A 20455-nucleotide genomic window follows, 5' to 3' on the forward strand; every position below is an offset into this window, starting at 1 on the left:
GGATTAACATGAATCATAAGGCATATCTCGCTTTGGCTATTCCACTCATTTTATCAACCATTACCACGCCATTATTGGGAGCCGTTGACACAGCGGTGGTGGGCCAGATGGAGGATCCTTCATACCTTGCTGCAGTTGCAGTAGGAACGATTATTTTTAATACAATGTATTGGCTGTTTGGATTTTTGCGGGTCAGCACATCCGGATTTGCCGCCCAGGCTCATGGAGCAAAGGACGCGGAAGGAGGAATGCTGGCAATCGCCCGCCCATTCCTTATCGCTATTATAGCAGGAACGGTTTTGATTGCCCTCCAGTGGCCGATTATGCAGGTGTTCCTGCCGGTGTTAAGCCCGGATCAGCATGTACAGTCACTCGCGGATGATTATTTGCAGATTCGGATTTGGGGTGCGCCGTTTGCTCTCCTCAACTATGTCATTCTTGGCTGGCTGATGGGAATGTCTATGATCAAAATCTCTCTTTTTTTGCAAGTGTTGATGAATCTTATGAACATTGTGCTGGATATCCTCTTTGTATTTGGTTTTTCCTGGGGTGTTTCCGGTGTGGCAGCAGCGACTTTACTGTCAGAAATAACGGCTTTTACCATCGGATTGGTGATTGTTTGGAAAGCTTCTCCATTCAAAGGGACATTTCCATCCTTTCATAACGTGATTGACCCGTCGTCCTTCAAGAAAATGATGAAGGTGAACAGGGATTTGTTTATCCGGACGGTTTGTTTGTTAACCGTTTTTAATTTATTTACTTCCAAAGGCGCTTCCTTTGGAACGGAAACCTTGGCTGCAAATGCCATCCTGATCCAAATCCATTACGTCATGGCATATTTTTATGACGGCTTTGCCAATGCTTCCAGTATCATGACAGGAAAGGCAATTGGGTCAATGGATAAATCTCTGTATCAGCAGACACTCAAGTTATCCATGCAGTGGGCAATATATTCCTCTATTATAATAGCTAGTGTCTACTATTTGCTTAATGATTACATCCTCCGGTTATTTACTACTATTCCAAGGATTATTGAAACGGCTCAAAGCTATGAAATTTGGTTAATCGTGTTTCCCCTTGCCGCAAGTTTTGGAATTGTTCTCTTTGGAGTTTTCACCGGTGCAACCGAAGCCGCGCCCATTCGTGATTCCATGCTTCTTGCCTTATCCATCTTTTTAATTGTTTATTTTCTGGTGGTGCCTGTCGCCGGAAACCATGGATTATGGCTTTCCTTCATTATTTTTAGTGCAGGGCGTTCTGTGTTTTTAGCTATATTTGTACCACGGTTAACAAGAAAATTGTTTCCAGGTAAAATGCCTGCCTCCGATTGCGTTATCACGTAAAAGGGGGGCAGGCATTTTTTGCATTGTGTTTAAAACATCCCATTCTCATTAGGCGATTCCTCTGGTATAGGCTGCCCTACATCCCAAAGTTCAGCAATCATGCCGTCTCGAAACCGAAAGATATGTACAACTGCACCTCCAAGATCCTCGCGGTTTTGCTTCACATGGGAATGAACGGCAACTGTTTCATTCTCTTGAATCGCGAGTTTGACTTCAAGTATTTTGTTGGGGTTTTGCGCTGCATTCTCTTCCATCGCGAGCATGAGTGAATCGGCATCGCCTCTGAAATAGGGGTTATGGTGTGAAAAATCTGTGCTGATGTAACGCTGGTAAGCTTCACGGACTTGGCCTGATGCTACGAGCTGCAGAAACGAAACGGCTTTTTCTTTCAGTGATAGGTTTGACGTCGATTGTTGCTCTGTGCTCATTTGAATCATCCTCTCATATTTTAGGTATTATTAATTTTATTTGAAGTATAAGATATAGTTAAAATTATGACAATTACAAAATAAAAATATTAATGTGCAATGCGGATTTTTAATTAGTTAACAATTCATTTATGATATATTTTAGAAAAAGTTACGAAGGAGGCAGTTAGCTTGAGTATCCATTTTGAAGTGAAAAGATTCATTCAGGTATCTGCATCAAATGCCTACAAAGGTTTAATCGATCTTGATTCGGCAAAGGACTGGATGCATGGTCTAGTTGGAATAGAGCGGGAGGATAGCGGGCCATTAAAAGTGGGGAGTCAGTGGAAAGAGACAAGGAAAATGTTTGGAAAAGAAGCTGCTGAACATTTTGAAGTTGTCGAACTCGAGGAGCCCAATAAAATTGTGCTTCGCTGCGATGGAACAAAAGGAACAACAGGCAAAGGAGAATTTATATTTACATACATAATCGCTTCAGAAGGTGATGATTCAGTAGTTACTTTACTCGGTGAGATTAAGGGACTCACAGGCTTTTCAAAATTGTTTGGAAAGATGATGGCTGGAGCCTTTAAGAAAGCCTGTGCGAAAGACTTGGATGCTTTAATAAACTATTTAGAAAAGTGAAAGTAATAATTAAAAGGAGTAGTATGTTATGTCAATCATTGATAAATTAAAGCTTAATAAATATAATAATTTGGCTGTGCTCAACCAGCCAAGTGACTATGCTGTATTTAATGAATACAAAACCACTTTATCAGGTGAGCATGATGCAATCTTCATCTTTGTGGAAACCCTTGATGAAATGACAGAGTTTATCCGAAAAGTGATCACTGAGGAGCAGCTGCTCGAAAAAGGATATTTATTTTTCGCTTATCCTAAAAAAGGGAATAAACGGTATGATACATACGTTCATAGGGATGATATTTTTCCGGCAATGAAAGTGGGAGAAGATGGGTATGTGGAAAATAGCGATGTGAAATTCTCGCGGATGGTGAGTATGGATGATGTCTTTACGGTTGTTGGATTGAAGCGTGAAAAGAAGAAGGAGAAAAAATCATCCGCTCCTAGTCAATGTGTGGCTGATTACGAAAATAACGTGAATGATATTGAAAAGATTTTAGCAGACTACCCCAATGAATTGAAATTTTATCTGGAACTGACACCGGGTTATCAAAGAGATTGGGCGCGTTATATCTTTTCTGTTAAGCAGCAGAAAACCCGTGAGAAGCGAGAAGCGCAGATGGTGGAAATCTTAGCACAAGGGTATAAATCGGTTGATTTGTTTAGGCAGAAGAAGAAATAATAAAGGGATAGATACATTAAAAAAACAATACAGCAAAGCAAAGGGACAATTCTAAGTTAGAATTGTCCCTTTGCTTATTTATGTAATTTTCAATGTCATTGTGCATACATTTTTGAATTAACGTTTTATACAGCAATTGCGTTTTCAGTTTTTAGAAAGGTACTTGATATATAAGGAACTAAAATAAAAACTTATTACTTGAATTTTTAGTCAATTCTGAATAATATATATTCATAATTGACTAGGGGATATAAATGAGTCTATTAAAAAGTCCAGAATTGCTTGTTGAACACATTATTAATCATTCATTTGATGAAATTTTTGTGACAGATGCATCAGGAAATGTTCTGTTTGCAAGTTCTAGTTTTAAAAATTTATTTGGAATTCAAGCGGAGGAAATAATTAATCAGAATGTTTTTGTTTTAGAAGAAAAAGGCATCCTTTCTCCTTCGGTTACCGGAAAAGTTTTGAAAACAAAAAACAGAGAAACGATTATTCAAGAAACAAGGCTTGGCCGAAAGCTAGTAGTCTCAGCTTATCCAGTTGTCGGCCCAAATGGTGAGATGCATGGCGCCCTAAGTTTCTCAAGAGATATTACTGAGCTCGATTATTTAAAAAGAACGAATGAACAAGTTGCAAAAACGATTCAACTCTATGAGAAAGAGCTGGAAATAATGAGAAATAAACAAAATCATTTAAGACCAACAAAAAATAAAAAAATGGAACAGGTCTATAACATTGTAAATAAGGTATCTACACTTGATGTCACTGTCCTTTTGGAAGGAGAATCGGGAGTAGGGAAAAATCATTTTGCCCAGATTATACATCAGACTTCAGATAGAAAAGAGCATCCCTTTATTGAAGTGAATTGCGGAGCCATACCAGAATCTTTAATAGAATCAGAGTTATTTGGCTATGAAGAAGGGGCATTTACCGGAGCCAAAAAAGGCGGGAGAAAGGGCTACTTCGAATCAGCGGCCAAGGGCACGATTTTTCTTGATGAAATCGCAGAATTGCCAATAAATTTGCAAGTAAAGCTGTTGTCAGTTCTCCAAAATAGATCCATTCAGCGTGTAGGAGGCAACTCAAAAATAAATCTGGATTGCAGAATTATTTGTGCCTCTAATCAGGACCTTCAAAGTTTGATTAAGCAAAAAAAGTTTCGAGAAGATTTATATTACAGAATTAATGTTATAAAAGTCTTCATACCTCCTTTAAGGGAAAGGCGTGAGGACATTGCTCCATTGGTTTATGATTTGGCTGAGGAATTCAATGAAAAGTACCGAATGAATAAACAGTTCACTCCACAAATGATGACGTGGATTTGCAGACAAGAGTGGCCTGGTAACATCCGAGAGCTTAGAAATTTCATAGAAAGGACCTTAATTACTTCGAATAATAACCATATTGATTTAGACCAAATTGGTATTGATCTGCCATTGGGAGGAGAACTGACATTAGATCAGTACATGGAAATGATCGAAGAGGAACTAATTGTACGTATGTACAAGAAGTTTCCCAGCAGTGTAAAGTTGGCAAAAAGATTAGGGATTAGTCAATCAAAGGCAAATAGAAAAATAAATAAATATGTGAAAAAAGCCTAGTCACGAATGACTAGATATTTTTCTGAAAACGGTCTTCCTGGCGTTGGCATGAAAGTTGCATTACTAATAACTAGGCAGTATATCTTTATTCCTAGGAGGATCGCTTATGTCTAATCCATATGAAAAACAAGTTTTAAACCTTCCATTCACAGGTATTTGCTCTTTCGGAAAATATCCAATCTGTACCAACCTTGATGATCTATCTGCAGATGTTGCTGTGATTGGTGTCCCTTATGATATGGGGACTCAATGGAAATCAGGTACAAGAATGGGCCCGCGGGGAATTAGGGAAGGCTCTACGTTATATAGTTTTGGGCTAGAAGGGGCATATGATATCGAAAAGGACATTATGTATTTGGGACCAGATTGCAAAGTTGTCGATTGCGGAGATGTAGATATGGTTCATGGTGATTTGGAACAATGCTTCGATAACGTCGAAAAATCGATTCGGAAAATAGTTTCTAAAGGGACTATGCCGGTTGTCTTAGGCGGTGACCACTCTATAAGCATTCCTGTAGGCAGAGCATTGGACTCACTTGGCCCCGTCCACATAATTCATATTGATGCGCACATGGACTGGGCAGATCACAGATCAGGGCAAAGATATGGGCATGGAAGTTCACTTCGGAGATTAGCGGAAATGGATCACGTCGATAAAATTTTTCAGTTAGGGATCCGTGGTATTAGCAGCAGCAAGAAAGAAGATGTTGATGCAGCAAGAGAATATGGAAGTGTGATCCTTTCACCAAGACAGATGCGCAAAATGGGCATTGACTCGATAATAGACTTAATTCCAAAAGGTGAAAATTATTATGTGACCATTGATATAGATGGTCTTGATCCATCACTTGCACCAGGGACAGGCACACCATCGCCTGGAGGTTTATTTTACGATGAAGTGAATGAGCTAATAGAGGGAGTTGCGAAAAGAGGAAATGTAATCGGTTTTGATTTAGTAGAGGTATCCCCGCCTTACGACCCTACAGGGATAACTAGTCAAGTAGGTGCAAGAATAGTTCTTGATTTTATTAGTTTTATCTTAAAAGAGAGAGAAAAAAGCGGCAAGTCAGCAGTACAGTTAAGCAGGACCAATTAATTTTGGGATAGAAGGAGGAGGTTTACCTCCTCCGGAAAAATACTCTCGGAGGTGACTTGCTTGAGTGAAAATACTGTCATGGTTGATAGGAAAAAGGTATATGAGGACATTGAATGTGCCCAACACATAGATATTCCAGACCGTGATGACCCTAGCTATGTAGATTATATTACACTTGATAAGAAACAGTTTAAAATTGGTTTATTGAAGTCTGTTTTCTTTACATCAATCGCTTTATTAGTTTTTTTTGTCCCATTAAGTATTAATGGAAAAACGGATATTTTATTCGGCTATATTTATAATTATTTTGTTAATCTATTGGGAAATGCAGGATTATGGATTGTAACAATATTAATGGCTGTTAATACATTAGGTAGTTTTTACGGTAAATTTGTCGCTAAAAAGAATTCCTTTTTTTATCATTACTATGGTCATGACACAGTTTTCCATCCATTTTTATATCTGTTAGGAGCTATTTATACTGTTATCTACACTTTACACATAAATTTTGAGCAGTTTACAGGACCTGAATGGATAGTAGGCAGCGGTACAGGAGGAACCGTAATTCCAAGTATCGTTTTAGGGGTTCTGTGGATCATTATTGTTGGAGCATTTTTCATGCCTTTTCTGCTCAATTATGGAGGGATAGATTTTGTAGGATCTATCCTTGAACCAATTATGCGGCCGATTTTCAAGGTGCCGGGTAAGAGTGCAATTGATGCAATTGCTTCATTTGTGACTTCCTCATCCATGGCGGTAATCATCACAAGTAAATTATTTAAAATGAATGTCTACACTAAAAAAGAAGCGGCCATAATTGCAACCTCATTCAGTGCTGTGAGCGTAGGGTTTGCTTTACTTGTTATTAATACAGCTGGTTTGGGCGACCATTTCCTAAAAATCTACCTATCATCACTTTTAATTACTTTTATCATTTCATTCTTTATGGTACGGATCCCACCTCTATCTAAAAAAATGTCTGTTTATTCAAGCGGTAAAATACAAACGGATATTGATAGAATGAGTGAAGCTAGATTCGAACGGGGAATTGTCAAGAGGGGTATTGAGCGTGCAGCAAAACGGGCCTACACTGCTCAAAGTATTTATAAAGAAATATTATCTAGTTTAAAAGATGGGTTCCAGGTTATTCCTAAAGTCTTAACATTATTAGCTGCTGCGGGAATTACTGGTTTAATTATTGCTGAATATACGCCCATCTTTCATTGGATTGGACAGATTTTTGTACCGCTATTAAATATATTGGCTGTACCCAATGCACAGGAAATTGCACCATCTATCCCTGTAGGATTTGCTGAGATGTTTCTTCCAGTCTTGCTTATTGCCGATCAAGTAGATGTAATAGAAATTGGGGCAAGATATTTCATAACAGTTCTCTCGATGGTACAGATCATTTTCTTATCTGAAACCGTAGTGGTCATGCTTGCTACTAAACTGCCAATTAGATTTTGGGAACTTGTTGTATGTTTCGTTCAGCGTACATTAATTGCAATTCCGATAGTTGCAATATTCATGCATATATTGTTTTAACAGGGAAATATTGAGAAGATGCCTGCCAAGGGTTACTTAAGTAAATTGATGGCAGGCATCTTTTTAAAGCACTATAACTTATTTAACTCAACTAGAAATACATCTAATTCATCATCAGAAGTAAATTTATATGCATATCCATAGCAGATCGGTTCATTGCCCGTATGTTCCCGTTTTGGGAATTCCCGGAGAGCTGTGCTATGCCGCAGACCTGTTGATTTTTCCTCCAGATCCTTCTTTCCCTCAACAGTTTTTGGGTTTAAAACGATCGTAATTTCCTTGTTTGGAAGTAAATAAATGACTTCATCGTTTACAATATTTTTAAATTCAACAGCTTTTGAGGTTTCTATCATCGTCTTAAATTTGTTTAATCCAAACGTATTATGTATGTTTCCCATATATCATTCACCTTTCGAAATAATTACATGCCTAATAATATTATAAGGTACATATCTTATCAAAACTTTTTAATAGAAAAAGATTGTTTATGAAAAGGATTGCTTCATCCTGATATCCTTTCAAAGGTTTTACGCTTTTCCTTTTTATAGTTGTTTTATAATGCTTTTCACTTCGTTCCGTCTTTAACATTGTATGCTCATTTATTTCACACCGGATGGAAAAAATAGATTTGCGAACTACTAAAATCTGATAGAAATGAACTAGATTTTCATAGGCTCCTGCATCAGAAATATCTTTTGGTAATTTTTTACTATAAAATCGACAGTTGTTTTAATATATAAATAATTCTTATTATTCATCCGAATTAGAACCTCCTATTCTATAATTTAGAGTATCTAAATTATAGGAGGTCCAAAGATTGAAAAAAAAGCTGCTTGCACCCGTATTGTTGTCATCCGCCTTATTGGCGGGTTCGATCCCGGTAAATGTTTTTGCCCAGCCGGCAGATTCGGCAAAGGTCCATCATCTAGAAGCTTCCAATGAGTGGAATGAAAAAGCAAATGTTCCTTTATTTATGAAAGAGCGATTTGCAGAGAAATTCTCTTCCAGCTCTCCTTCCAATGCATTAACTTATTTAAAGAAGCACCAGGATGTAACAGGTATCAAAAACCCTGATAAAAATTTGAAAGTGAAAGATGTACAAAAGGATGACCTCGGTATGACTCACGTCCGTTTTAATCAGACAATCAATGGTGTGGCCGTAGAAGGATCCGAAGTAATTGTTCATTATAATAAGAATAATGAAGTAGTAACCGTTAATGGAAGAGTAAATCAGGCAATTGCCGATGATGCAGTGGACACGGTTGTTTCATTAAGCAGTGATGATGCAATAAAAGAAGCGTTATCCGCTGTCAATGCACCACAAGAACTTACATATGAGCCAGCTTCGGAGCTTGTTGTCTATCCATTTAAAGGGGAAAATCATACAGCTTATAAAGTAAATGTAAACTTCATGGGGAATGAGCCTGGAAACTGGTTTGTGTTTGTAGATGCAAAGACAGGTAATGTTATTGATAAATATAACGGCTTAATGCACGCTGAAGAAAATAAAACACAAAAAGGTTTTGGTAAAGGGGTTCATGGGGACCATAGGGAGCTGCATATTACCCGAGCGAAGGAAGAGGGAGCAGGAACAAAGTTTGCGTTAGCGGATTACTCTCATGAAAATCTTGATGGGATCTTTACATTTGATTCTAAAAATGATTGGGATTCAAATAATGATGCTCTTTATGTCGGGAATTCCGCTGCATTTATAGGGGATTATGACCGAGCTGCAGTAGATGCACATTACAATTCCGAGAGGGTATATGAGTATTTCTTAAATGAGCATGGCCGCAATTCTCTCGATGGGGAAGGAATGGCTATCAATTCTTATGTTCACATGGGCACAGATTACAATAATGCTTTCTGGAACGGCCGTTATATGGCTTATGGCGATGGGGATGGTGAGTTTTTCATTTCTTTATCAGCCGGCCTTGATGTTGCTGCCCACGAAATGACTCATGGAGTAATCTCTCATACTGCTAACCTTGCATACCGAAATCAATCTGGAGCCCTAAACGAATCATTTGCTGATGTTTTTGGTGTACTTGTTGACGATGGAGATTGGGAAATGGGCGAGGACATTATGGCGCCTGCTGCTAAAGCTGACGGAGTAACGAGATTGCGCAGCTTAAGTGATCCTAACAGTGTTGTCGTAAGTAATCCGCAAAGAGCAGCATATGGCAGCGGAGTCTATCCAGCACATATGGATGAATATTACGACATGCCTTTAAATGTCGATAATGGCGGAGTCCATGTAAATTCTTCCATAACAAACCATGCTGCGTACCTAATCGGACTGGAACTTGGCAGGGGGAAGCTGGGAAAAATTTATTACCGTGCTTTAACTGTTTATTTAACCTCTAATTCTGATTTTAGCGATGCACGTCAGGCTATTGTTCAGTCTGCCATTGATCTTTATGGGGAAGGAAGCGGGGAAGAAGCTGCCGCTGCTGCTGGATTTGATGCCGTGGGGATTTACTAGGTTAATATAAGGTGAAAAGGCATTATTCATCCGGGTAATGCCTTTTCACCGATTTTAATCAACCTGTAATCAGGCCATCGCTCATTTTTATTATACGATCGGCAAAAGAAAGCATTTCTTCATCATGTGTAACGATTAGGGTGGTAATGTTTAGCGTTTTCGTTAAATCCCTGATTAGCAGCATAACATCTTTAGATCTTTTTGAATCCAAACTTGCAGTGGGTTCATCTGCGAAGAGCACTTTAGGTTTATGGATGATTGCACGGGCAATTGCAACCCGTTGCTTTTCCCCGCCCGACAATGAAAACGGGTAAGCTTTTTTCCGATGGTCCATTCCAACTAGTTTTAGAACTTTGTCAATTTCTGCTTTTTGTTCATCCTTCTTTAATTTCAACTCAGAAACATCCAGCATTAACATTAGCTGTTCTTCTACTGTGAGAAACGGAACAAGATGAGCAAATTGAAACACGAAACCGAATTTACATGCCCGTATTTTTCGGACTTGCTCCGGACTCATGGTAATCATATTTTTCTCTTCAAATATTACTTCTCCACCTGATGCGGGTTGAAGACCAGCTGCGATTGTAAGAAGTGTACTTTTACCAGAACCTGATGCACCCACTAACGCAGTTATCTCACCTTCTCTCAGAGAAAGGTTAACTCCTTTTAGTATCTCTTCCTTCACTTCACCATTAGAAAATGTTTTTCTCACTTCATCAATTGTAAATACAGACATATTAAACCTCTCCTTGCTGAATCGCCTGTAATGGTTCTACTTTTTTTATTTGTATACCTGATAGAGTAGCTCCAATAAAACCTATAATCAAGAAGACCAATGACAATAGCCCTGTTGTATTAGGGGTTAGACTAAAAGGCATTCCTTTAGGGGCAATCATATTAAAAACTTGACTAAATGTAATAGAGAGTAACAGTGCAATGATTGTAATAAAAAGCATTTGTGTCCACATCATTTTAAACAATGAACTTGTTTTTACACCAATAGCTTTTAAAATACCGTATAAACCAATTTTTTGAACGTTCATCATGTAGAAAAAGATAGCAAACAGCATTCCGCTAATTACTACTAAAAACCACACAATCATATTTAAAGACATTTGTTCTGCATTATAACTCGGAATGGTATTGAGAAAATCTTTCTTTGAGAATGATTGTAAATCAGGAAAATTTAGTGTCAGATCCTCTCCGGGTATGAAAATTAATTGCATTTCTTCTACTCGGTAAATTTCCTTGTAATCTTTCAAATTTATATAAGCAACAGGGGCATGGCTATATTTCTTTTGATCCACAAAGCCTTTTACAACAAACTTGCCGCTGTATTGATTATTAGTTAAAGTATCTCCAACCTTGATGCCTTCTTCTTCCAATGAGCGATCAAGCACAATTTCCCCGCTTTTAACACTTTCAAAAAGCTTTGAGCCTGTGGATGCAACAAAGGCGACGCTTCGCTGCTTATCCGTTTCATCATTCAAAAAGCCCATTTGTATGGAAAGCGCTGCAGCATCCATATGTTTGTTTAATATTTCATCCTGGATACTGCTGTCTATTCTTGACAAGTTATAGGTTTCCTCAGCTTCTTCATTCATATAGAATACACCGTTTGGTAAGTCTTTAATTAATGCAGCATTATCTTGTGATAATCCATTTGCCAAACCTGAAATAATAAAAGTTAACAAACTGACTAGAAAAATGATTGAACCTAATATTAAAAACCTAATTTTATTTCTTTTGATTTCTTTCCATGCAATGTTCATTAAATCTCCTCCAATCTCCTTTGACATCCTTAGTCTATAATTCTTATATGAACGGAAAATGAACAACAAGTTACAAATTGCAGGGAGCGGGGCAGGAGACATTTTCGAATAGGGGTCCCATAGAGATGAGCGGAAGGTGAAGAAGAGTATACAAAAAAGTGTCAGACATGATCAGTGGGGGGCCATGGAAAATTCCTGACACAATGAATGACTTTATTAACGAATAGGCAATTCAACAACAAATGCAGTGCCTTCTTTTTCTTTACTATTCACATGTATATGACCATCATGCAGTTTAACAATGGTGGCAGCGATTGAAAGCCCAAGCCCTGTCCCCTCAACTGAACGCGTGCGTGCGATATCTGCCCGGTAAAAGCGGTCAAATATTCTATCTATTTCTTTCTTGTTCAAGCCTATTCCTGTATCTGCAAAGGTGACAAAAACTGATCCTCTTCTTTCTTCAATCGATATTTCAATACTGCCAGCGGGATTATTATACTTAATGGCATTCGTTAATAAATTATCCCAAACCGTATTCAGTAAAGAGGGGTCACCCGTAATTTCTGTATCTGGGAAGGAGCAGTCAAGCATAATGCCTTTTTCATTTACAACCCATTGATAATTTCGAATCAATTCCTTAATTTGCTGGGCAACATTAAATGTTTTTTTGTTCATAATATCTTCATTGCGATCTAATGAGGCAAGAAGCAATAATTGTTTTGTCAATGTCGAAAGCCTGCTAATTTCACCGTTTATGACAGAGATATATTTTGTTTTTTCTTTATAACCAAGAGATTCCTGTGACAATAGATTGGTGTACCCTTTTATATTAGATAAAGGTGATTGAATGTCATGAGAAATGTTTGAAATGAATTCCTTTCTCATCTCATCCAACTGTTCCAATTTACGCGACATGTGTAAAAAACTATTCGAAAGTTCTCCTAGTTCATCATTCCGACCAATATCAAGCTGAACCTGAAAGTTTCCTTTCGAAAGTGACTTTGTGGCCATTGTCAATCTAGATATCGGCTTCACTAAATATTTTGTACTGACAACGACCATCAAGATGCTTAAAACAATCATTAATATGAGCAGCCAGCCAAATAGAATATGCATCTCATTAAAAAGGAGCTTAATATCAGGCCGAATAAAAAGAGCATAGTTTATGCCGTTATGCGTTAAAGGGACACCTATCGTATTCTTTAATTCATTTGCAAAAAAGCCTGTCACAAAAGTTTCCTGCGGAAAATGGATAATACCATGATAAATATCACCATTTAATACCTGCTCTTTAGTGGAAGAATAGAGGGTATTATCCCTGAATTTTGCGCCAAAATAGCTTTCTCTTCCAGAATCGTCTGCCAAGTATATTTGATATCCAATTGCAGAAAGATTCTCTAAGTACTCCTTCAGGCTGATATCCGGATGTTCTTCAGCAAACGCAGCTATTTCCAGTGCAATTTCTGTGTTTTTTTTATCATTTATAGGTTTTAATTTCTGCTGATAATAAGTATTGGAGATTAAAAACGCCAAGATTCCGCTTAAAATCATGATTCCAGTAGTAATCACTACAAATTTTACATAAAGAGACTTCATCAGCGTTTTGCCTCCAATAAATATCCAATCCCGCGCACAGTCTTAATGTTAAAATCATCTGTCAATTTCGAAAATCGTTCCCTTAATCTTTTTACATGAACATCTACAGTTCGTTCATCCCCCTCATAATCCAAACCCCAGATCTGTTCAATCAGCTGTTCCCGGGAAAACACCTGCATAGGATTTGAAATGAAAACATATAAAAGTTCGAACTCCTTCAAGGGTAAAAATATAGTTCGATCCCCAATTTGAACTTCATAGCTTTTTTTGTTTATCGTCGTATTTCCTGTACGAATGATTGATTCATCATGTTGTTTATTATACCGCCGCAGCAAAGCCTGGATTCTAAAAAGTAATTCTTTTGGTTCAAAAGGCTTGACTATATAATCATCTGTCCCGGATTGAAACCCTTTTTCCTTATCTTCAATTTGATTTTTAGCAGTTAAAAGGACGACAGGAATATCATACTCATACCGGATGTTTCTCGTTAAGGCAAAACCATCCATATATGGCATCATCACATCCACAACTGCTAAATCAATCTTATTATTGCTTAAGATGCTTAAAGCTTTTATCCCATCCTGAGCTTCGTATACTTTATATCCTGCTTCAGATAAATGAACATCAACAAGCTTTAAAATATTGATATCATCATCGACAATTAGAATATTAATCATTTTAAAATACTCCTTATGCAATTAATAGCATTCACTGACAGAAAATACCATCACTCTTACCGATGTGCTAATTTTTAGACCTATATACCACTTTCTCCCGATTATCCAAAGCATAACCGATAACTGCCGCCAAAAGTGCCGGGATAGTCCAGCCAAGACCATTTCCGTGCAAAGGAAGGAGAGTCAAATAAGGTTTTAAAACGTTAACCTGAATATTAAAGGTATCCAGCACCTGGAAAATCGCAAAAAATGCTGAAGCTGAAACGGAGAATATGTACATTTTTTTACTTTCTCCAAAAAAGTACTGGAATAGAGATAGGATCACTAGCACGATTGATACTGGGTAGATAAGAACAAGTAATGGTGCTGCAACCTGGAGAATCATTTCCAGGCCAAAATTTGTGAATAGTAAACCAATTATTACGAAAATGAATACAAAGTTTTTATAAGAATATCTCGGGAAAATCCCATTAAAAAAGCGGGAACAGGCACTAATAAGACCTGCACAAGTGGTTAAGCATGCAAGGATAACAATGACTCCGAATAACACATTCCCGCCATATCCAAATAATTGCTGAGAAGCTAATACTAATATTTTAGCTCCATTTTCAAGCGGCTGGTTATGCGGCAGTACTCGTCCAATCCAGCCAAGGGATAGATAAACATGATTATGCCACCTGCAGCAATAAGGCCAGCATAAATGGTTCCATGAATTATATCCTTTTTCTTTGTTACTCCTTTATCTTTTAATCCATTGATGATGACAATCCCAAAGGCAAGAGCAGCGACTGCATCCATTGTGAAATATCCTTCCAAAAATCCTTTAAGAAAAGGATTGGCTTGGAACTTTTCAGAGACTGGTGCATCTGTATAAGTAAATGTAAAAAAGGCGCGAATAAATAGAATGGCCAGACGCCAAGTAATGCAGGTGTAAGGAACTGGCCAATATGGTCAATGATCCTTTTAGGATTGATGCTAAGTAAATAGGTTAAGCCAAAGAAAACAACTGAGAACAAGAATAAAGACAGCCGGACTTCGGCACTGTACACCTGCATAAAGCCTAACTCATAAGCAACATTCGATGCACGCGGAATGCCATAAAAGGCGCCGATGGACATATAAATAACGATTGCAAAAGCAAGACCAAAGACGGGGTGAACACGTTGCCCAATAGATAAAAGACCATTATTGGATAGCAATATAGAAATAATTGTAAGAAAATGCAAGAAGACAGCAGTTAAAATGAAACCACCGATCGCAGCAATAAAATGGATGCCTGATTCCTGGCCGAGCTGAGGCGGGAAAATTAAATTTCCTGCACCGAAAAATAAAGAAAAGAGCATAAATCCTGAAAATATGATATTTTTTCTACTCATTTTAAAATCCCTCCTATAGATTAACGAAAACACCATACAAAACATCACTAAATTAAATTCGGTGTCCTTTTCTTCTGTTTTTTTGCATAAAAAAACCCGCCCCTAAATAGGGACGAGTCTGTGCTCGCGTTACCACCCTTATTCCAAAAGTTTCTTAAAAAGAGACAATCCGGCTCTCAGTCAACGTACTGTCATACGTGTTCCATGTAACGGTGGAAATCCGTCAAAGCTTACTTCATTTCAGCTTTACATCTCGGAGATGATCTTCAGATAAAATCTGTTCATCGGTTTCCACCCAACTCCGACTCTCTGCAGAACAGGTTTTTATCTTACTCTTTCCCGTCATAGACTTTAATATTTAAGACTAATTTATTGGAATAATTTAGGCCTGTCAATAAATTTTGTGAATATAAAAATATTTAGTTAATTCCGGATTTCCTTCAGCTGCTAATGATTCGGATTATGTTAGTTGTCTCCTTCTTCTAGTGATCATTTAATTTCTGTAGTTTTCAAAAAATTTAAAATGAGTTGAAAAAGTATTTGACAAATAATTTTATTACTGATAATTTTAAAATTAATAAATTTTGGAAAATAAAAAATTGATGACGAGAAGAGTAAGTTAAGTGCCCTGATCCCAAGAGAGTCGGCATATGGTGCAAGCCGATGTTCAGAACTTAACCGAAAATCATCTCCGAGATGCAATGCTGAACTTTTTTTCAGTAAGTATTGCCGGGTGGTCCCCCGTTACTAAGGAACACGTATGATTGTACGTTGATTGAGTGCCGTTATGTGGATCTTTCTATCCGCAAACGGAACTAGGGTGGTATCGCGAGCAAACTCGTCCCTATTATAGGGGCGGGTTTTTTTATTTTTCCAAAAATATGTATTGGTTTGACTTCCACCACCTAATCGAAACTATTCACATCCGCAGATACTTGGTGGAATTTTAAAATTTAATTCTGAAAAGAAGGTGGTTGAGTTGGATTCAAAACAGGCAATGGTAAATCTAGATCCTGAAAAGCTATTACTGACCGGGGCAGACCTTTTTGTTCAAGCGCTGAAACAGGAAGGTGTAGAAATATTGTTTGGTTATCCTGGCGGGGCGGTTTTGGGTATTTATGATGCTTTATACAGGTCACCGATTAAGCATGTTCTTGCCCGGCATGAACAAGGTGCAATCCACGCGGCTGAAGGATATGCCCGTGTTTCAGGAAAACCAGGTGTTGTGGTGGCTACATCAGGGCCAGGTGCAACGAATATAGTGACAGGCATTGCGGATGCCATGATGGATTCATTGCCGCTCGTTATTTTCACAGGCCAGGTTGCCTCTCACGTAATTGGAACGGATGCCTTTCAAGAAGCCGATGTTGTTGGAATGACGGCACCTATCACCAAACATAATTATCAGGTGAAAAAGGCAGAGGATCTTCCTAGAATCGTGAAAGAAGCCTTTCATATTGCGACAACCGGAAGACCTGGCCCTGTACTAGTAGATATACCCAAGGATTTAACAGCTCAGCACACTGCTGCATCCCTTGAGGCTGAGATCAATCTGCCCGGGTATGGCCCAACCGCCAGACCTGGTCCATTACAGTTAAAAAAATTGCTTGCAGCACTGAGTGAGTCCAATAAACCTGTCATCTTAGCAGGAGCAGGCATTTTGCATGCAAATGCTTCTGAAGAATTGCTTAAATTTTCTGAGTGTTATCAAGTACCTGTAGTCCATACTCTTTTAGGACTTGGCGGATTCCCGGCACAGCATCCTTTATTTTTAGGGATGGCAGGCATGCATGGCTGTTATACCTCGAACATGGCCATTTATGAATGTGATTTATTAATCAATATAGGTGCCCGCTTTGATGATCGGCTAACAGGTAATTTGAATTCTTTTGCACCAAAAGCAAAGATTGCCCATATAGACATTGATCCATCCGAAATCGGGAAAAATGTCGAGACTCATTTTCCGATTGCAGGTGATGCAAAAGCAGTTATACAGATGATGATGAGTCAAAAAGTGAAAGGGCCAGTTACAATGCCCTGGCTAAAGCGTTTAGAACAAAATAAAAAGGATTATCCATACTGGTATACCGATTCGGAGGAGTTCCTTGCGCCCCAGCAATTAATAGAATTCGTACACAGATATACAAATGGCAATGCGATTGTCACTACGGATGTCGGCCAGCATCAAATGTGGGCGGCACAATATTACTCCTTCTCTCTTCCAAACCGCTGGGTTACCTCCGGCGGATTAGGCACAATGGGACTTGGATTTCCGGCTGCCATTGGCGCGCAGCTCGCAGAACCTGATGCAACCGTAGTTTCGTTGGTTGGGGATGGCGGCTTTCAAATGACACTCCAGGAATTAATCTTACTCAAGGAGTGGGGGCTACCAGTAAAAGTGATTATCGTAAATAACGGATCGCTTGGAATGGTCCGCCAGTGGCAAGAAACCTTTTATGATAAGCGATTTTCACAATCCGTCTTTTCCCAGCAGCCAGATTTCCTAAAACTAGCCGAATCTTATGGGATAAAAGCTTATAGAGTGAGCACGAGGGAGGAAGCGGAAAGGATATTTCCCGAAGCTCTAACAGACCGGGAACCAGTACTGCTTGATTGCTGCGTGAATCCTGCTGAAAACGTCTATCCTATGGTAGCACCAGGGAAAGGGTTACATGAGATGATTGGGGTGAAACCATGAAAAAGCGGATGATCTCGGTAATCGTCTATAATCAAAATGCTATTTTAACTCGTCTAATGGGCTTGTTTACAAAGCATCAATTCCAAATTGAAAGTCTTGCAGCAGCAGAATACAAAGAGCTGAAAGAATTTACTAAAGTATCAATAATCGTAGAGGCGGAGGATGATCATAAATTCCTGCAGCTGGTGAAGCAAATAAATAAACAGATTGATGTCCTTTCTGCAACAGATATAACAGACCAAAATGTCATTTCCAGAGAACTGGCATTGATAAAGAAGGTACTGGTATAAGAACGTACGTATCATTTAATTATCGAAAAGAGGAGAGATTAGATATGGTAAAAGTTTATTATAATGCTGATATAAATGTGGAAGTTTTAAATGGGAAGACGGTTGCCGTCATTGGTTATGGTTCACAGGGTCATGCACATGCTTTAAATTTACAGGATAGCGGGCATAAAGTAGTAGTCGGATTACGGCCAGGAAAATCATGGGTTTCAGCTGAGGAGGACGGATTCCGCGTGTTACCTGTCAAGGAAGCGGGTGAAGATGCCGATGTGATCATGGTTTTATTACCCGATGAGATACAGCCATCTGTTTTTGAAAGGGATATTAAGCCTTCCTTATCTGCGGGAAAAGCACTTGCTTTTGCCCACGGGTTTAATATTCACTTTCACCAGATTGTTCCGCCTGAAAATGTGGATGTATTTTTAGTGGCACCTAAAGGACCAGGGCACTTAGTCCGGAGAACCTATGTAGAAGGAGCAGGTGTTCCAGCCCTAATCGGTGTTCACCAAGACGTAACAGGCCTGGCAAAAGAGCTTGCATTAGCTTATGCAAAAGGGATCAGCGCGGCTAGAGCCGGTGTGCTGGAAACGAATTTTCAGGAAGAAACCGAAACGGACCTATTCGGTGAACAGGCAGTTCTTTGCGGCGGCTTGACATCACTGGTAAAAGCGGGATTTGAAACACTTGTTGAGGCTGGATACCAAAAGGAAGTTGCCTAGTTTGAGTGTATGCATGAGCTTAAATTAATTGTTGATCTTATGTATGAGCAAGGGTTGGAAGGAATGAGATATTCCATTTCGGACACAGCACAATGGGGAGATTTTGTATCCGGTCCAAGAGTGATTAATGCTGAAACAAAGGCACGGATGAAAGAAGTATTAGAGGATATTCAAACGGGTAAATTTTCAAAGGGGTGGATTTTAGAAAATCAAGCAAACCGGGCTGAGTTTAATGCGATTAATAACCGAGAAAAGCAGCATCCGATTGAAGTTGTTGGCAAAAGCCTGAGAAAAATGATGCCATTTGTTAAGCAAGAGTTAAAAAGGGAAGTATCAGGAAGTTTGAATAAATAATAAGAATATAAAATTTATTCGAGGTGAGCCCATTGAGGATTTATTAAAGAGTGTTAAAATTGGCGAGGCAATGGAAACATTGATAAAGTGCATCAAACTCCTTTAAAGCAAAGTACAACATTAAATTACTTAACGAATGTTAATTTCTATTTATTACCATACAATAAAAGATTTTAAATACGAAAGGATGGTCCTAAAAAGTCATCATAATACTTTCTAGGACCATCCTGTATATGATTATTTAACGCCTACTGCATCAAACGATTTATTTACGGAATCTACTTCAGCAGAGTCAGCACCATATAAGTCTGCAGCAGCCTGTACTAAAGCAGCGCGAGCTTGGCTAAATGTAGAAGAAGCTGTTAAGTAAACCGTATTAGCACGATAGTAGATTTGACCGACTTTATCATTATCAATACCCGGAACTGTAACGCCGTAATGAGTGCCGCCTTTCGCTAATAGATACGCAGCTTTATTGATGATCCCGCTATTAATGTGCACTCCACCGTTGTCCTCAGAATCCGTATAACGTTTTGAGTAGTGGTCAGGATCTCCATTCTTTGTTGGATCACTCATAGAAAGAAGAGGATCGTTAGGGATATTAGGTGTATAAATGTCTTCTACCATAATAGTTACATTAGGATGAATGTAACTATTATTACAGCAATGTTAATTCTTAGTGGGTAAAGGGGTGTGCTGAATCATGTGTAAGGAGGATCTAATTGAAATTGCTCGCAGAAAAATGATTAAAAGTATAAGGGAAAATGGATTCTTGAGTAAAAAGACCATTCAACTCAGTCAGGAATTGGACGTGTATTTATGGGAGCAACAAAAGCAAAAGATAGGTATGGAGTTTCTGAAGAAAAAGTAATTTTTGTGTAGATGTAAGGGCAGTGCAAAGCGTATCATTTAGAAGGTTCTAATATCGAGAGTTTAAATATATCAAAAACAAACATCTTAAATCACACTTTCGAAGCCGAAATTGATTCTTTGCCAAAGGAAAAAGAAATAATTGTTGCCTGCACAACGGGAAATTCCGCTGCTGGGTGTGCAGCCATCCTTACTGAAATTGTTTTAGAGGGTGGGATTACAGCTTGGAAGGAGTTTATAAAATATGAATAAATGATAAAAGCTATTGACTTAAAATAATTATTGGTGCTATAGTCTAT

18 protein-coding genes, 2 pseudogenes and 2 other annotated features are annotated in these 20455 nt (G+C 38.4%); of the genes and pseudogenes, 12 read left to right on the forward strand and 8 right to left on the reverse strand.

The window, feature by feature from the left end:
* Positions 1-8: 8 nt before the first annotated feature.
* Complete coding sequence (locus tag IRB79_RS11820) at positions 9-1343, forward strand: MATE family efflux transporter (RefSeq protein WP_243508597.1); 1335 nt, start codon at positions 9-11, stop codon at positions 1341-1343.
* A gap of 29 nt (positions 1344-1372) precedes the next feature.
* On the opposite strand, the gene IRB79_RS11825 is transcribed toward IRB79_RS11820, so the two are convergent.
* Positions 1373-1771 carry a nuclear transport factor 2 family protein gene (locus IRB79_RS11825; RefSeq protein WP_243508598.1) on the reverse strand — a complete coding sequence of 133 codons (399 nt, stop codon included), beginning with the start codon at positions 1769-1771 and terminating at the stop codon, positions 1373-1375.
* Between the two features lie 171 nt (positions 1772-1942).
* Between IRB79_RS11825 and IRB79_RS11830 the strand changes: the two genes are divergently transcribed.
* From IRB79_RS11830 to IRB79_RS11850, 5 genes are all read left to right on the forward strand, one after another.
* Complete coding sequence (locus IRB79_RS11830; RefSeq protein ID WP_243508599.1) at positions 1943-2395, forward strand: SRPBCC family protein; 453 nt, start codon at positions 1943-1945, stop codon at positions 2393-2395.
* A 28-nt stretch (positions 2396-2423) separates the two neighbouring features.
* Positions 2424-3074, forward strand: a complete 651-nt coding sequence (locus IRB79_RS11835) for a YdeI/OmpD-associated family protein (RefSeq protein WP_243508600.1) — start codon at positions 2424-2426, stop codon at positions 3072-3074.
* A gap of 254 nt (positions 3075-3328) precedes the next feature.
* Positions 3329-4678 (forward strand): sigma-54 interaction domain-containing protein, encoded by a 1350-nt coding sequence (locus IRB79_RS11840; RefSeq protein WP_243508601.1) that lies wholly within the window; start codon positions 3329-3331, stop codon positions 4676-4678.
* 106 nt (positions 4679-4784) lie between these two features.
* Positions 4785-5774 carry an agmatinase gene (gene speB, locus IRB79_RS11845; RefSeq protein WP_243508602.1) on the forward strand — a complete coding sequence of 330 codons (990 nt, stop codon included), beginning with the start codon at positions 4785-4787 and terminating at the stop codon, positions 5772-5774.
* Between the two features lie 60 nt (positions 5775-5834).
* The gene (locus IRB79_RS11850; protein ID WP_243508603.1) at positions 5835-7322 is read left to right on the forward strand and encodes a YjiH family protein; all 1488 of its coding nucleotides are present in this window, start codon (positions 5835-5837) and stop codon (positions 7320-7322) included.
* Between the two features lie 71 nt (positions 7323-7393).
* Here the strand turns inward: IRB79_RS11850 and IRB79_RS11855 are convergent, their stop codons facing one another.
* Positions 7394-7720, reverse strand: coding sequence for a hypothetical protein (locus tag IRB79_RS11855; RefSeq protein WP_243508604.1), 327 nt, complete (start codon positions 7718-7720; stop codon positions 7394-7396).
* A 419-nt stretch (positions 7721-8139) separates the two neighbouring features.
* On the opposite strand from IRB79_RS11855, the gene IRB79_RS11860 reads away from it, so the two are divergent.
* A complete protein-coding gene (locus tag IRB79_RS11860) occupies positions 8140-9807 on the forward strand; it encodes a M4 family metallopeptidase (RefSeq protein WP_243508605.1) in 1668 nt (555 codons plus the stop codon).
* Between the two features lie 58 nt (positions 9808-9865).
* On the opposite strand, the gene IRB79_RS11865 is transcribed toward IRB79_RS11860, so the two are convergent.
* From IRB79_RS11865 to brnQ, 5 genes and pseudogenes are all read right to left on the reverse strand, one after another.
* Positions 9866-10543, reverse strand: a complete 678-nt coding sequence (locus IRB79_RS11865) for an ABC transporter ATP-binding protein (RefSeq protein ID WP_243508606.1) — start codon at positions 10541-10543, stop codon at positions 9866-9868.
* Between the two features lies 1 nt (position 10544).
* On the reverse strand, positions 10545-11579 hold the full coding sequence (locus IRB79_RS11870) for an ABC transporter permease (protein WP_243508607.1): 1035 nt from the start codon (positions 11577-11579) through the stop codon (positions 10545-10547).
* A 216-nt stretch (positions 11580-11795) separates the two neighbouring features.
* Positions 11796-13175: a sensor histidine kinase gene (locus IRB79_RS11875; RefSeq protein WP_243508608.1), complete on the reverse strand. Its 1380-nt coding sequence runs from the start codon at positions 13173-13175 to the stop codon at positions 11796-11798.
* Entirely contained in the window at positions 13175-13852 is a 678-nt protein-coding gene (locus tag IRB79_RS11880; protein WP_243508609.1) for a response regulator transcription factor, read from the reverse strand. The genes IRB79_RS11875 and IRB79_RS11880 overlap by 1 nt, the downstream gene beginning before the upstream one ends.
* A 67-nt stretch (positions 13853-13919) precedes the next feature.
* A pseudogene (gene brnQ, locus IRB79_RS28210) lies at positions 13920-15273 on the reverse strand (branched-chain amino acid transport system II carrier protein).
* Positions 15274-15333: 60 nt separating this feature from the next.
* Positions 15334-15583: a binding site (T-box leader), on the reverse strand.
* Positions 15584-15821: 238 nt separating this feature from the next.
* Positions 15822-16077 (forward strand) — a binding site (T-box leader).
* Positions 16078-16225: 148 nt separating this feature from the next.
* On the opposite strand from brnQ, the gene ilvB reads away from it, so the two are divergent.
* The 3 genes and pseudogenes from ilvB (at position 16226) to ilvC (ending at position 19286) form a co-directional block, all read left to right on the forward strand.
* Positions 16226-17926, forward strand: a complete 1701-nt coding sequence (gene ilvB / locus IRB79_RS11900; protein ID WP_243509369.1) for an acetolactate synthase large subunit — start codon at positions 16226-16228, stop codon at positions 17924-17926.
* Positions 17923-18216 (forward strand): acetolactate synthase small subunit, encoded by a 294-nt coding sequence (gene ilvN, locus IRB79_RS11905; protein ID WP_243508610.1) that lies wholly within the window; start codon positions 17923-17925, stop codon positions 18214-18216. Before ilvB ends, ilvN begins: the two co-directional genes overlap by 4 nt.
* 44 nt (positions 18217-18260) lie before the next feature.
* Positions 18261-19286: pseudogene (ilvC, locus tag IRB79_RS11910) on the forward strand (ketol-acid reductoisomerase).
* A gap of 237 nt (positions 19287-19523) precedes the next feature.
* Here the strand turns inward: ilvC and IRB79_RS11915 are convergent.
* Positions 19524-19934: a peptidase M4 family protein gene (locus IRB79_RS11915; RefSeq protein ID WP_431833432.1), complete on the reverse strand. Its 411-nt coding sequence runs from the start codon at positions 19932-19934 to the stop codon at positions 19524-19526.
* 94 nt (positions 19935-20028) lie between these two features.
* On the opposite strand from IRB79_RS11915, the gene IRB79_RS28215 reads away from it, so the two are divergent.
* On the forward strand, positions 20029-20157 hold the full coding sequence (locus IRB79_RS28215; RefSeq protein WP_431833433.1) for an aspartyl-phosphate phosphatase Spo0E family protein: 129 nt from the start codon (positions 20029-20031) through the stop codon (positions 20155-20157).
* A gap of 119 nt (positions 20158-20276) precedes the next feature.
* A complete protein-coding gene (locus IRB79_RS28160; RefSeq protein WP_347815353.1) occupies positions 20277-20408 on the forward strand; it encodes a rhodanese-like domain-containing protein in 132 nt (43 codons plus the stop codon).
* The last annotated feature ends 47 nt before the right edge of the window (positions 20409-20455 follow it).

The sequence above is a fragment of the Cytobacillus oceanisediminis genome, assembly GCF_022811925.1.
Lineage (GTDB): Bacteria > Bacillota > Bacilli > Bacillales > Cytobacillaceae > Cytobacillus > Cytobacillus oceanisediminis_D.

Coding starts and splice junctions, on each gene's coding strand:
- IRB79_RS11865 (WP_243508606.1), bottom strand. CDS start 10,543: ATGTCTGTATTTACAATTGATGAAGTGAGAAAAACATTTTCTAATGGT.
- speB (WP_243508602.1), top strand. CDS start 4,785: ATGTCTAATCCATATGAAAAACAAGTTTTAAACCTTCCATTCACAGGT.
- IRB79_RS11855 (WP_243508604.1), bottom strand. CDS start 7,720: ATGGGAAACATACATAATACGTTTGGATTAAACAAATTTAAGACGATG.
- IRB79_RS11820 (WP_243508597.1), top strand. CDS start 9: ATGAATCATAAGGCATATCTCGCTTTGGCTATTCCACTCATTTTATCA.
- IRB79_RS11825 (WP_243508598.1), bottom strand. CDS start 1,771: ATGAGCACAGAGCAACAATCGACGTCAAACCTATCACTGAAAGAAAAA.
- IRB79_RS11880 (WP_243508609.1), bottom strand. CDS start 13,852: ATGATTAATATTCTAATTGTCGATGATGATATCAATATTTTAAAGCTT.
- IRB79_RS11870 (WP_243508607.1), bottom strand. CDS start 11,579: ATGAACATTGCATGGAAAGAAATCAAAAGAAATAAAATTAGGTTTTTA.
- IRB79_RS11875 (WP_243508608.1), bottom strand. CDS start 13,175: ATGAAGTCTCTTTATGTAAAATTTGTAGTGATTACTACTGGAATCATG.
- IRB79_RS11835 (WP_243508600.1), top strand. CDS start 2,424: ATGTCAATCATTGATAAATTAAAGCTTAATAAATATAATAATTTGGCT.
- IRB79_RS11840 (WP_243508601.1), top strand. CDS start 3,329: ATGAGTCTATTAAAAAGTCCAGAATTGCTTGTTGAACACATTATTAAT.
- IRB79_RS28215 (WP_431833433.1), top strand. CDS start 20,029: ATGATTAAAAGTATAAGGGAAAATGGATTCTTGAGTAAAAAGACCATT.
- ilvB (WP_243509369.1), top strand. CDS start 16,226: ATGGTAAATCTAGATCCTGAAAAGCTATTACTGACCGGGGCAGACCTT.
- ilvN (WP_243508610.1), top strand. CDS start 17,923: ATGAAAAAGCGGATGATCTCGGTAATCGTCTATAATCAAAATGCTATT.